At 63.5% G+C, this 12379-nt stretch carries 12 protein-coding genes; 4 read left to right on the top strand and 8 right to left on the bottom strand.

The features are described from left to right. Positions 1-510 precede the first annotated feature (510 nt). Positions 511-987, top strand: coding sequence for a GreA/GreB family elongation factor (locus ACFQUV_RS04625; RefSeq protein WP_129608836.1), 477 nt, complete (start codon positions 511-513; stop codon positions 985-987). Positions 988-1015: 28 nt separating this feature from the next. Next, positions 1016-1444 carry a nucleoside diphosphate kinase regulator gene (gene rnk, locus ACFQUV_RS04620; protein ID WP_111385410.1) on the top strand — a complete coding sequence of 143 codons (429 nt, stop codon included), beginning with the start codon at positions 1016-1018 and terminating at the stop codon, positions 1442-1444. Positions 1445-1543: 99 nt separating this feature from the next. Here rnk and ACFQUV_RS04615 read toward each other — a convergent pair whose 3' ends face one another. Together ACFQUV_RS04615 and dusA are read right to left on the bottom strand one after the other, a co-directional pair. Then, positions 1544-2374, bottom strand: a complete 831-nt coding sequence (locus ACFQUV_RS04615) for a sulfite exporter TauE/SafE family protein (RefSeq protein WP_129608837.1) — start codon at positions 2372-2374, stop codon at positions 1544-1546. 462 nt (positions 2375-2836) lie between these two features. Then, complete coding sequence (dusA, locus tag ACFQUV_RS04610; protein ID WP_129608838.1) at positions 2837-3841, bottom strand: tRNA dihydrouridine(20/20a) synthase DusA; 1005 nt, start codon at positions 3839-3841, stop codon at positions 2837-2839. 249 nt (positions 3842-4090) lie between these two features. Here dusA and ACFQUV_RS04605 point away from each other — a divergent pair, with 249 nt between their 5' ends. Together ACFQUV_RS04605 and ACFQUV_RS04600 are read left to right on the top strand one after the other, a co-directional pair. Next, complete coding sequence (locus ACFQUV_RS04605; protein ID WP_165363856.1) at positions 4091-4645, top strand: hypothetical protein; 555 nt, start codon at positions 4091-4093, stop codon at positions 4643-4645. Between the two features lie 172 nt (positions 4646-4817). After that, on the top strand, positions 4818-5084 hold the full coding sequence (locus ACFQUV_RS04600; protein ID WP_165363857.1) for a hypothetical protein: 267 nt from the start codon (positions 4818-4820) through the stop codon (positions 5082-5084). Positions 5085-5127: 43 nt separating this feature from the next. Here ACFQUV_RS04600 and ACFQUV_RS04595 read toward each other — a convergent pair whose 3' ends face one another. From ACFQUV_RS04595 to ACFQUV_RS04570, 6 genes are all read right to left on the bottom strand, one after another. After that, positions 5128-5463: a hypothetical protein gene (locus ACFQUV_RS04595; protein WP_129608841.1), complete on the bottom strand. Its 336-nt coding sequence runs from the start codon at positions 5461-5463 to the stop codon at positions 5128-5130. Between the two features lie 252 nt (positions 5464-5715). Then, positions 5716-7182, bottom strand: coding sequence for a hypothetical protein (locus ACFQUV_RS04590; protein WP_129608842.1), 1467 nt, complete (start codon positions 7180-7182; stop codon positions 5716-5718). A 90-nt stretch (positions 7183-7272) separates the two neighbouring features. Continuing rightward, entirely contained in the window at positions 7273-7752 is a 480-nt protein-coding gene (locus ACFQUV_RS04585) for a transcriptional activator RfaH (RefSeq protein ID WP_378394256.1), read from the bottom strand. Positions 7753-8275: 523 nt separating this feature from the next. Continuing rightward, positions 8276-9556, bottom strand: a complete 1281-nt coding sequence (locus tag ACFQUV_RS04580; RefSeq protein WP_129608844.1) for a glycosyltransferase family 2 protein — start codon at positions 9554-9556, stop codon at positions 8276-8278. Positions 9557-9727: 171 nt separating this feature from the next. Continuing rightward, on the bottom strand, positions 9728-11011 hold the full coding sequence (locus ACFQUV_RS04575) for a glycosyltransferase (RefSeq protein ID WP_129608845.1): 1284 nt from the start codon (positions 11009-11011) through the stop codon (positions 9728-9730). Positions 11012-11078: 67 nt separating this feature from the next. Beyond that, positions 11079-12245 (bottom strand): glycosyltransferase, encoded by a 1167-nt coding sequence (locus ACFQUV_RS04570; RefSeq protein WP_165363858.1) that lies wholly within the window; start codon positions 12243-12245, stop codon positions 11079-11081. Positions 12246-12379: the final 134 nt, after the last annotated feature.

The raw sequence follows: 12379 nt of genomic DNA, 5'->3' as shown, positions 1-12379 counted from the left end.
CCCTCTGCTGCATTGCAACAATATCGATGCAACAACATTGGTTCGGCATGCCGCCCGGACGGCGGCACGGGCCCTGGCGCGGCGTCGCGGCGCGGCCCGGGCGGGTTGACAACGGCCGGCCCGACACTAACTTCGTGGAATGGGTATGCATGCACAGCGCCAGCAGTTTCGCGCGGGTCGCCTCCAAACGGGCGACTGACCCGGACGGCCGTTCGTACGCCCGTCCGGGCGTGACGGCGTCCACGGGCGCGAGCGGCGCCGCGCCGGACCCGACCATCCACCTCGAGAGTCGAGCCGTCCGGAGCAGGACTGTCTGAATGAAGGCCGTCTGATCGAGGCCGCCCGAATCGAGACCGTCCAGCCGCTGGACTGAACGATCATCCGTCGCACGCCGCCGGCCGATCCCCCGATTCGTCGTCGGGTCGCCGACACGGCTGAACGTTTGCCCGGCGAGGCCGGCAGCGGCGGTCCGGCACATCGACCGGCGCGGCGAGCCGGCGGGGAGGAACCATGCGCAAGTCCGTCATTCCGGCGGTCCGCCTGCCACGGGCCGACCATGGCCGTCTTCTTCAGCTCGCCCGGCTGGCGTCTCGCGACGACCATCCGGTGGCGGCGTTCCTGCTCGCCGAGGTGGACCGCGCCCGGGTGGTCGACGATGCGGCGGAGCAGGGCGACGTCGTCGTGCTCGACCGCTGGGTCACCTATCGGATCGACGACGGGCCGATCGCGAGCCACATCCTGGTGCATCCCGAGGCCTATGTGGACGCGCGACGACAGCTCTCGGTGCTGTCGCCGGTCGGCGCCGCCCTGGTCGGCATCCCGGTCGGCGAGCCGATGCCGTTCGCCACCATCGAGGGCGTTCCGCGCGTGGTGACGGCGCTGAGTGTCGACCCCGAACCCAAGGTCACCAGCCTGACCCAGTGGCGACGCCCGGCACCCCGGACCGCCGAACACGACCCCTACGACCCCGGACCGAGCGCCGCCTGACCCCGAACGACCTCGAAGGAGACGAGACATGACCGAACCGCTGCCGCCCATCACCCTCCGCCCCGCCGACCGCGAGCGCCTGGAGCAGCTCGCCCAGGCCAACCTGACGCGCGTGCCGGAGACCGCCGACTACCTGTCCCGCGAGGTCGAGCGCGCCCGCGTGCTGGCGCCGGACGAGGACGCGAGCCGCTTCGTCACCATGGATTCGTGGGTGGCGTTTCGCGACGAGGCGACCGGCCGGGTCCGCCACGTCATGCTGGTCTATCCCGATCAGGCCGACGTGTCGGCCGGCCGCATCTCGGTGCTGACCCCGATCGGGGCCGCGCTGGTGGGCCTCTCCAAAGGCCAGTCGATCGTGTGGCAGACGCCGTCCGGCGAGGACCGCTCGCTCACCGTCGTGGCGGTGGGCGACGAGGCGGCCCCGCAGCAGCAGGCCGCCGCCCTTTCGGGCGCCTGAATCGGCGCGGCGCCCGAGCGGGCGCCGATGCCGGGTCCGACGGCGCGCGGCTTCGCGCGCCCGGCCTCCGGAGGTGCCGAGTCTCCAGGCCCCCGGGTGTCAGTCGAGCATGCTCCACAGGATGCGGGCCGACACCACGATCAGGAACACCCCGAAGGCGATCTCCAGCTGGCGGCGCGCCAGCCGATGGGCGATCAGCGCCCCGAAGCGCGCCGTGTAGCTCGAGATCGGCGCCATCAGCACGAAGCCGGCGAACGATACGAAGCCGATCGACAGCGGCGGCAGCTCGTCCATGTGGACGATGCCGGCCAGCATGTAGCCGATCGTGCCGGTGACGGCGATCGGCACGCCGAGCCCCGCCGACGTCGCCACTGCGTTGTGGATCGGCTTCTTATAGAGCGTCAGGATCATGTTGGAGAGCGAGCCGCCGCCCACCCCCATCAGCGACGACAGAAGACCGACGATCAGGCCGTAGACCCGCATCACCGCCGGGCCCGGCAGCTCCTCGGCAATGAACCAGCGGTCGCTGGCGAACAGCATCTTGGCGGCGATGATGAGCGAGATGCCGGCGAACACCAGCTTGAACACCGCCGAGGGCGCCACCACGGCGAGGCCGGAGCCGATCGCCACGCCGATCACCACCGGCACGGTCCACAGCCGCACCACCTCCTGCAACGCGAAGCCCTTCGCCTTGTGGGTGCGGTAGGAGCGGAACGCCGTCGGCACGATGATGGCCAGCGAGGTGCCGACGCAGAGCTGCATGCGCACCTCGTCGTCGACGCCGATCAGGCGGAACACCTCGAACAGCACCGGCACCAGCACGGCGCCGCCGCCGATGCCGAACAGGCCGGCGAGAATTCCGGTCACCACGCCGCCGGCCCCGATCGCGACCGCCAGCACCACGAGCTCACCGACCGGCACGTCCATCATTCCGCAACTCTCCGTCTGGCCGGCAGCCCCTCGCGGCCGGCGCTCGTCGTCGTCTCCGCCGCCCAGGCCCGCGCCGCACCGGGGCCAGCCCGGATGCCGGGAGTATCCCGGACAGCCAGGCGGCGAAAGCGGGAGACCTGCGGGGCGGAGCAGAGCCCGGCCGGCGCTCGGCCGACAGGCAGGACGGCCGACGGGCAGGACGGCGACGCGGCCGGACAGCGGCGCGATACCGGCCCGCGGGCGGGCCGGTGCGACGCCGGAGAGTAGCACGCCGGGCGGGCCCGCCAAGGCGTCGCGTCGCGGAACCAGGGACGCGGCCGCGCATGCCTCGCGCCCGTCGCCGCTGGAGACCCCCGTAGCCCGGATCGAGCGAAGCGAAATCCGGGAGGGTCTCGCCGCGCAATCCGAGGCCGCCACGCCCCGGCTCTCGGGCGACCCTTCGGGTCGCCGCGCTCTTCCCGGCTATGACGGCAGGATGGCGTCCTCCCGCGCCTCCCTCTCCCGCACCAGGGCGAGCGCCGTCGTGAACACGTCGAGCCCCGCCCCCGGCTTGACCGCCTCGGTGGCGAGGTGGCGGCGGAAGGCGCGCGCCCCCGGCACGCCGTGGAACAGGCCGAGCATGTGGCGGACCATGGCGTAGAGCCGCTCGCCGGCAGCGAGCTCGCGCGCCATGTAGGGCAGGAACCGCTCGGCCGCCGCGCGGGCCGAGGCGGCCGGCGCCGGCTCGCCGAACAGCTCAGGATCGACGGCGAGCAGCCGCCACGGCTCCTGATAGGCGGCACGCCCCATCATCACGCCGTCCACATGGGCGAGCTGGCCGGCCGCCGCCGCGATCGTGCCGATGCCGCCATTGATCGCCACCGGCACGGCGGGCAGCCGCGCCTTGAGGCGATGGACGCGACCGTAGTCGAGCGGCGGCACCTCGCGGTTCTCCCGCGGCGACAAGCCTTGCAGCCACGCCTTGCGGGCATGGACGATCAATGCATCGGCGCCGGCCGCCACCACGGTGTCGGCGAGGATGTCGAGCGCCGCCTCGGGGTCCTGGTCGTCGATGCCGATGCGGCACTTCACCGTCACCGGCACCGCGACCGCCGCCTTCATGGTGGCGACGCAGTCGCCGACGAGCCCCGGCTCGGCCATCAGGCAGGCGCCGAAGCGGCCCTCCTGCACCCGGTCGGACGGGCAGCCGACATTGAGGTTCACCTCGTCGTAGCCCAGGTCGGCGCAGATGCGGGCGGCGGCCGCCAGCGCCGCCGGGTCGCTGCCGCCGAGCTGCACCGCCACCGGATGCTCGCACGGGTCGAAGCGCAGCAGCCGGGCGCGGTCGCCCCGCAGCACCGCGCCGGTGGTCACCATCTCGGTATAGAGCCGCGCCCGCCGCGTCAGCACCCGATGAAAGGCCCGACAGTGACGATCGGTCCAATCCATCATCGGCGCGACAGAGAATCTATGTATTTGATTTTTCATCGTTATTTATATACACTGAAGCGCGTAGGGCTCCGTGTGCACGCGATTCGACGCCACGGCGCGACGCATTTCCGGGTGTCGACTTTCCGGTTGTCGAAGTCCCGGCGCACACGGAGCGCACACGCCTTGGCGACCTTCACGAGGCTGAAGTCCAGCTCCTGGCGGGCTCAAGTCCGACGGAAGGGAACGTATGTCAACGAGACATTTCTCCGCCGTCGAGACGCCGGGCGCCCCTTGGCCGCCCCGGCGTTGCTGCTCCTGACCGGCCTCGCCGCCATCGCACAGGATCACCACATCGGCCCCCCGGCCGGCGCGACGGGCGGCTCCGGACCGAGCGCTCCGATGGTCGGAGTACGGCACTGGGTCACGGCATCCGTGCATCCGGCCCGCTCCACAGCGGATGAGCCGGGCGACACGGCAACCCGGTTGTCGTCGCTGACGCTCCGAATTCAGATCTCCGACCATGCCCCGGACTTGCGCTTCTACGGGATCGTCGCCAAGACATGGACCGATGTCGATCGGCGGACGGGCACGTCCGAGACGATCGTGTGGGAGGCGGCGCGCTGTCATCGCGAGCGCGGGACGCCGAAAGTTGGCGTCGTCTCCCTCGACGGCCGCAGCGATGTGGCGCCGGTGGCTGCCCTGGTCCGTCAGCGCGGGCGCCGCATGCCCACGGACGAGATCGTCGTGCGCAAGGTTCTGACGCCGCAAGCCCCGACCGCCCTGCTCGCGATCGATGCGACGACCACCACCTCCGGCCTCGGCATCCGCGTCACGCTCCACGGTGAGACGTGCCGGCTGTGAGGCGTTCCGCCGGCGAGGCATGCATCCGGGTGCACGGGCGGCGCGCGAGACCTTGCATCCGGTGATGCGACACGCCGAACCGTCGAACCATCCCCGTTCGTCGCGTATTGATTCCTGACGGCTGTTGAGAGAACCCGGGACCGAGAAGGGACGACGCATGGAATATCGGACCATGACGGCGCTGCTCGGACTGTCGATTGGATTGCTGATCGGACTGGCGACGACGCAGGCGCAGGGCGTCAACGAACGGATGATCACCGGAGCTCCGCCGCCGGGATCGACCATCTATGTCGTGCCGTCGCCCGAGCCGAGACGACCGACTGCGGTACCGACCGGCCCGCGCCCGTGGATGGGCGAACTTGGCAGCGTGTACCCGCCCCCGCCTCCGGATTATCGGCCCTATCGCCCGCGGCAGAGAGTCATCAGACCGAAGCAGTGAAGCGCTTCGAAACCGATCATCATAGCCGGCGAACGATTTCCTGTCAGGCGCTGAGCGTCCGTGTGGATGGTCCCGGATCTGCGACGATGTTATGGGCCGTCGTCGCGACCTCGTCCACGGCGCCGGAGGACGGCGCCGCCATCAACCGACGCACGCGGTCGAGATCGTCGACACAGGCGGCAAGCTGGCGCTCGGCCCAATGGCGGACGAGCCTGTCGAGCCATTGCTCGGTCAACACCAGATCGAGTTTGGCACGGGTGCGGCCGTCGTGGCAGCGACGCCGGTCCAACGGACGCGCGGCCGAAGCCTCGCGAGCGGCCGCGGCATCGCAGCCGAGGAGAGCACCGAGTTCGTCGTAGGTCAGCCAGATCTGTGGCATGGGGGCATCTCCGCGGCGTATCCGCGAAACGTGCCAGGTGCCGGTTCAGATTCTGTTACGCGCGGCCAACACGGAGACTAAGGTGCGATACCGTACCGGCGGAACGCACGTCCCATGGTGCATGTGAATCTATCACACCACAGTGCCATTCTCGACCCGCAGTGCCGTCCCAGCCCGGACGCGTCCGAAACCGGAGCGTCAGGCCGCCCCTGTCTGGCCGACACGCGAACAGCGAGAATTTTGTCGCGATCATTATCGCGACCGCAGCGGCGAGCCGCCGTCCTTCTCGTCGCGGTCGTCGCCACTGGCCTGTGGCCCGACCCTAGTCGCGCCTCCGTTGCTCTCGACAAACTTCCTTTCGAAGACACTCGCCAAAAACGACGCCGCAACCACAATGAGGAGCCAGTCGAACGGCAATCGAAACCGCACTCTTGTAAAAAATATCGCCGAGAACAAAGCGTTGCCGAAATATATGGCCAACAACAACGCCTCATAACGTCCTATCAAATATCTTCTTGAAAAAATCAACCGCACAACCAAAATAGCCAGCAGAAAATTATATGAAGCAAACATTATAATGTCTTGCATCCCGACCGTCCGGACTTTCGAAACCTGACCCACCTTGTAGTTAAAATAGTTAACAAGCTTCCTTAAATATAAAAATGCTGCCCGCTCTGGATTCGAGACTATAAACTGAATCGCCTCCCGTCGATAATATCTATCTAACTCAACCTCACCGAGTGGTTCACGCGGCTCATAGCTGGACAGATCCACATCCACACCCGAATTCGGTAAAGTATTCTTTGAGTTCCCGAGCAATAAATTGAGTCCTGAATTTGTCGACACAAATATAAAACTATTGAATACATAATAGTTTCTTGCCGACCACACCAGAACTACACCAATCGCAACCACCAAAATCACACAGCCACTCAAGAGTGATTTTTTATCAAACTTGAGAACCAGCCAAATTACGCAAACAAGCAGTGAGAATATGAATGTCGGCACCGTGAGGATCAACAAACCAAACACAATTCCGCAAGCTACACTTCTGAGAACACTCCTTGACAATCCAATACGCAAATTGTTGTCGTCAATATTTCTCAGAAGATATAAAGCACCTAACAGAAAGAACGCAGCCAGAGTTTGTGGATAGAGTCGCCCGGCTGTATAAAATAAAACAGGATAAAGGAAAAAGAAGCCGGCGGCGAGGCCGCCGGCCATTCGAGATGACGCAATCTCGGAAGCAACCTTCGCCGCGACCACCAGAGTGCAGGCGAGAATCACATAGTTCAATATTCTTAAAACAACAACTTCATAATCGAATTCCACAAACAGCGCCATCATCGCAGGATAGGCTGGGGGGCGAAATGCGGTCGGATTGACAGAATCCCTGCTGAACAGCCACCCTCCCGCCAGAGAGCGCGCAATCTCCAAGTACTCCTTTTCGTCCCAAAAATCTATAGCTAAGCCGAGATTTATACTATACAAACATCCACCCGCAATGACAATCGCAGCGGATACTATAATTATGTTTCTCGATTTTGATGTATGGACTGTGGCGCCTTGGGCGAGGCGGCTTCTCATCGCGCGGTACCTGTCCGGCTCAGCTTGTTCATTTTCAATCGCCCCCCGCAGGATCAACGAAACACTCTCGACGATCGCCCGACAGCAAAAAAAGCCTTTATAAGAAATTTCTTTAATAAAACCCCCGATCAAGCCTAGTTCGCGGTCCTGCCCCGTCGTGGGCTCTGACTTAAAAGCTCCCGCTTCACCATCACCCCGTCAGGGGTTGAACAATCCCGGCCTTCACACCGACCGAAGTTGATCGATCGTCAGATGCGCCTTCACGGTGCGATTCAATAAATCCAAGAGAACGACAACCCTGTCTTTCTCGTTCATCGCAATGACTTTCGCGGCCAAGCCGTCAAATGCCCCACCGGCGATCCTGACAGCCTGTCCGATTATGTAGGGCTGCGTCGGCTTGACGATGGCCCCGTTAACCTCGCGGGCCTTGAGGCTGGAGATGAACCGCCCGTCCACCCGGCTCGGCAGGTCACCGTTTCGAATGATCGTTCGAATGCCCAAGGTCGACAGAATGGGTCGCCATCGCTCCCGGATCGGATCCAACGCTACGAACAGGTAGCCCGGGAATAAAGGTCGGCTCACCTCCATCGTTTTGCGGGCGTGGCGAACCCGGGCCCTGATGATCGGACAGTAACTTGTGAATGCCTGGTTCGTGAGATTCTCTACTGCAAACCTCTCTTTGTGAGGATGCGTGTTGACCACGATCCAAGTCGATAGACCGCCACTCGACAATAGCGACGCCGCATCGATCCTGGAGGTTGTGTCTACCATCCGAACGAAGCTCCACACACCAACCGTTATAACGGATATCACATTACTCAATGAGATCAAGGATGGTCGCTCGTACTCCGGCAAGGGCTCTCGTCTGTGTTAACCGCAAGCCCCTGCCCTGCAGATACAAAAGTGCCAACTACGCATATGTTCTTGTTATGTTCCTAGTTCACTTGACGCTCGAGAGATCCGTGCGCGGGGGCGCAACTGGCGTTGGTTCAAGAGGATTTCAGGTTGCGCCATGGTCGGCGGGTGCGCGGCTGGGTTCCAGCCGCTCTGGGTCTACGGTTCTCATGTTTGGGTCGGGCCCATGATGATCCGCATCGACATTGCCGCGGTGGTGGCTGCCACCTGTGCTCCGGCGACCGTTGTACCCGTCGGCGCCCGTTCCGCGTTGTAGTCGATGGCGCCGGGCTGGATTGAAGCGCTGCCTTGACCGGCTCCAAGCCTCCAATCACCCTTGCTTCGACCGCCACTCCCGTGACTTCCGATCACTTGCGTCGTGGGCACCGGCATCCCTTTCGGTCCTCACCCAATGCGAAACTCGGTTGCCCGTGCAAATGCCGACATACAGGCCCAGCTTGGCGGCCACATACGGTGCGATCGACCAGATATCCCGAAACGGCAGAATGTCGCGTCCGGCGTAGATCCAGGCGATTGCCACCGCAAAGACGAACGAGAGTAGAAGGGCACCGCTCACCACCGCCGGTATGATGGAGAGCCCCACCATCGCCGATATGCACGCCAAGACGAACAATCCCGTCACTGCAAGGGCCAGAAGCGAGAGTGGCGGCACCGCGAGATCCAATGTGAGCGCGAGTACCGGCCAGTGCCCTCGTCGGACCGCTCGGACAACCAGACTAGGAGCGACATATAAGATCGTCGCAATGTGCCCATGCTCCCATCGAGTGCGCTGGCTGGTCGTGGCGGCCGGGGTGGACGGGAACGTGCTCGTCACCCGTGCAGCTGGGCAGAATAATGGTGGATGGCCCGCCGCAGCCAAGTCGAGCCCGAGCTTCAGATCCTCGACGATCCACCCGTTCGCGAGATCAGCCGACTGAATCGTATTCCAAGGAAACGCCATTCCGGTGCCCATGAGCTGGCACGGGAAGCCCAGAGAGTGAAGGCCGAGCGGACGAAGCCAGTTTTTGACAATCCAAGCAAACGCGGCCACGCGATGACTTATCGTAGCAGGCTCTGGCATGTTCATGATATCGAGCGCTTGCACAGGCCGGCGCGTTGCTACACACGTTGCAGACAGCTGGTCGATCGTGCCGGCTGTGAGGCGACAGTCCGCATCGACCATGATGACGATGTCGGGCGGATCCAGCTTCAAATACCGGACGCCAAAGTCCAGCGCCCAGCCTTTTCCACGCCTCGCAACGTCAATACGTTCGATGACCTCGGCTCCGGCACTCGAGGCGATCAACGCGGTGTCATCGCTGCAGTTGTCGGCCACGACCAGCAGACGGTCGCCCGTCCGCAGTTGCCTTTTGATGTCCTCGATCGTCGGAACCAGGTTCGCTCCTTCGTCGTGAGCAGGTACGAGGACAGCAACACGAATGTCTCGGGCGTCCGGCATTGTGCGCGACCTGATCCGCGATGCCGCCCGAGAATCATGATCACCGAAATGCAGCGCGGCGACACCGACTGCGACCTCGAGCAGAAAGATGACGACCGGGATCGCGACGACAGCTGCCAGGCACGACAGCAGGGCGAAGATGACGGTATCCAACCTCGCTCTCTCCCATCAGCTCGCGTTGACCGTGTTGCACTGTGGATCCGCGCCGCAACGGACCGGGCCCCGTCGCATGGACCAATCGACTCCCGGCTCAGAGGATGGGGCGCAGCAGGTCGGAGACGCACATCAAGCCGCTCACCCGCCCCCTCGACTCGATCTCACGACTCAATCGGCGGCTTGGCCAATCGACGACGGTGCCGGATCGCGGTCTTCAGCAGTCCCTACTGCGTTTGCGAACAGGCGCTCGAGCTTTTTCGCCTCCGTCATCACATCGTGCTGAGCAACGACGCGGGCACGACCGGCGGCGCCCATCGCATTCAGCCGCTCGCTCGGCGCCGCCAAGGCCTCCTGCATCGCCTCGAACAGGGCGATGCCGTCGCCGGCAGGGATGAGCCAGCCGCTCTTGCCGGGCTCGACGAGCTCCGGGATTCCGGCGATGTACGTCGAGATCACCGGACGTCCGAGAGCCATGGCTTCCATGATCACCACCGGGAGATTCTCGGCGAAGCTCGGCAACACCAAGACTTGGGCGGCGCCAATCTCGGCACGAACACGTTCGGCCGGAACCCACCCCGTGATCGTGACGCGCTGCTCCAAGCCGGCATCGGCGACTGCCCGCTCGATCTCGGCGCGCATCGGGCCGTCGCCGGCGAGAACGAGCTCGACTTCGCGACCAAGCTCCGTCAGCCGCCGCACCGCGTCGACCAGCAGGAGCTGCGCCTTCGCCTCGACGAGGCGTCCCACGCACACGAACCGGGGCCTCGTCGGCGGGTTCGACGGCTGAACATCCAGGAAGCTATTGTCTAGCCCGCAGCGCACGAGCGCGATTTTGCTCCACTGGTCGGCGGTCGACCAGCGCATGAGCTGGCTTCGTCCGTACGAACTCACGCACACCGCGAAGGCAGCAAGGCGCAACTTGCGGTCGAGCGCCAGGTAGGGCGCCCGCTCGAACTCGTCCGGCCCGTGCGCCGTAAAGCTGTAGGGAATGCCGGCGAGGCGGCTCGCCAGCAGGGCGATCGCGGCCGCGTTGGTGCCGAAATGCGCATGCAGATGCGCGACACCGTCGCGACGACACCAGGCCGCGAGCACGATTGCTTCCGCCGCATAGGCGACATGGCGGATGAGGCCGCGGTCCGACCGCCAGCCGATGCGCAGCGCGAGCGCAAGCATCGGCACGAGCGCCGAGCCGCGCTCGACCACGATCGCACGTAGCGCGCTGATAAGGTCGGACGCACCGACGCGGAGCACATAGTGAGTCTTGTCGAGTTCGGTAATGTCGTCGGGGTCGATCAGCTCGTCCGGTTCCGAGCGGAGCGCATAGCGCACCACCGTGAGCCCGAGCCCCTCCAGCGCCCTGATTTCGCGGCGGATGAAGGTATGGCTGACCGCCGGGTAGCTGTTGGTGAAGTAGGCGATACGCTCCCCGTTGCGAAATTCTCCCGAAATCATACCACCCCCCGCAGCAAATCTTTTTTCATGAAATCAAGCAGACATTATTATTCTGGACACAATTCTCTTAACTAAACCGCTTAATCGTATCTGCCCGATGGCGGTAAACGCTTTCCTCGTCGAACTTGCGGCCTGTCTGAGCAGCGCTCGTGATCAGATCGGCGAGACGCTTGCGATCCCTGACGAGCCGTGCAATCGAACTGGCAAGCGCCTTGCTGTCACCCACCGGCACGAACTCCCCGCCCCCCTGTTCGCGCACAAGCTCAGACGCGTAATCGCATTCGAATCCGACGATCGGGCAGCCTGAGACAAGCGCCTCGACGAGGCATCGCGGCGATTCGGGCACCTTGTGACAAAACAGGAATATGTGGCTTCTCCGCATCTCCTCGAGCACTGCTTTCCGATCGCCGATAAATCCACGAAAAGACACCCTGTCTGCTAATCCACGCTCCTGCGCTGCCTCTTTCATGGCCGGAAGCATGGGCCCGTCTCCAAGCCATACCGCCTCGAATTCCACCCCGCTGCGATCCAGGAGGCCGAGGGTCTCGATCCACTCCAGTGGACCTTTGATCGATATGGCTCGACCAACGTAACAAATTCTGACAGCTTCATCATTAAGCACTTGTTCAGTCTTAGTTTTTATATTCTGAACACTAATCGCGTCCGCCCTGCTCGTATGAGTATCATAAATGAGCGTCGGATTTGCACTAAACGATTTGTAGTAATTGTAGGTGTCGGATCCTTGAAGCAAGCCAACAGCGCTGCGCTTCACCAACCATCGCGTAAGCTTATCCGCAACGGGCAAAACAACTGCCTCCTTGATACGCCTTCGGTACCGCATCTCTGGAAGCACTCGCCTGAGCTGCTCTGTCGCCGGCGCATCCAAGCAGCACGCATACTTCCGTCCTTGATGGATCGCTTCCAAAGCTGCGAGAGCACCCCAATCGCCGAATAAGCCTCCCACAACGAAAGACAGATACTGGTGACGCCGTATCTCTTCGGCCAACTGCCTTCGCATCGAGGCCGTCCGCAGGACAGCCAATTCTATTCGGTAGGCACGAGGGAGAGGAATTGCCCTCAACCGCGAAGCACCGGACAACTGCCGAACATCCACCCAGGTAACCGACGAAGCGGATCGGTCGTTCTCGTCGGCAGCCACACCAAAATAGGACACTTGGTCGAAAGATTCGAGCCAACGAACGAGGCCCGCACCGGTCTGGTCGTCGATCCACACGCTGCCGTCCCGCTGTTGGAGACTCACGGGCGTGACAAGAAGCAAACTACTCGGGACGATTTCGTTTGACAGCATAGTCTTGGCGGAGATTTCCATTGATTTGTCTCAACCACCAGAGGACGTAACCAAACCTG

It is taken from the genome of Rhodoplanes sp. P11, from assembly GCF_964266735.1.
Taxonomy (GTDB): Bacteria; Pseudomonadota; Alphaproteobacteria; order Rhizobiales; family Xanthobacteraceae; genus Rhodoplanes; species Rhodoplanes serenus.
This window is presented reverse-complemented; position numbering and strand designations above follow the sequence as displayed.

What these genes read in the sequence shown, in the direction of transcription:
- ACFQUV_RS04615 (WP_129608837.1), bottom strand. Translation starts at nt 2,374, where the DNA reads ATGATGGACGTGCCGGTCGGTGAGCTCGTGGTGCTGGCGGTCGCGATC.
- ACFQUV_RS04595 (WP_129608841.1), bottom strand. Translation starts at nt 5,463, where the DNA reads ATGCCACAGATCTGGCTGACCTACGACGAACTCGGTGCTCTCCTCGGC.
- ACFQUV_RS04575 (WP_129608845.1), bottom strand. Translation starts at nt 11,011, where the DNA reads ATGATTTCGGGAGAATTTCGCAACGGGGAGCGTATCGCCTACTTCACC.
- dusA (WP_129608838.1), bottom strand. Translation starts at nt 3,841, where the DNA reads ATGAAAAATCAAATACATAGATTCTCTGTCGCGCCGATGATGGATTGG.
- ACFQUV_RS04625 (WP_129608836.1), top strand. Translation starts at nt 511, where the DNA reads ATGCGCAAGTCCGTCATTCCGGCGGTCCGCCTGCCACGGGCCGACCAT.
- rnk (WP_111385410.1), top strand. Translation starts at nt 1,016, where the DNA reads ATGACCGAACCGCTGCCGCCCATCACCCTCCGCCCCGCCGACCGCGAG.
- ACFQUV_RS04600 (WP_165363857.1), top strand. Translation starts at nt 4,818, where the DNA reads ATGACGGCGCTGCTCGGACTGTCGATTGGATTGCTGATCGGACTGGCG.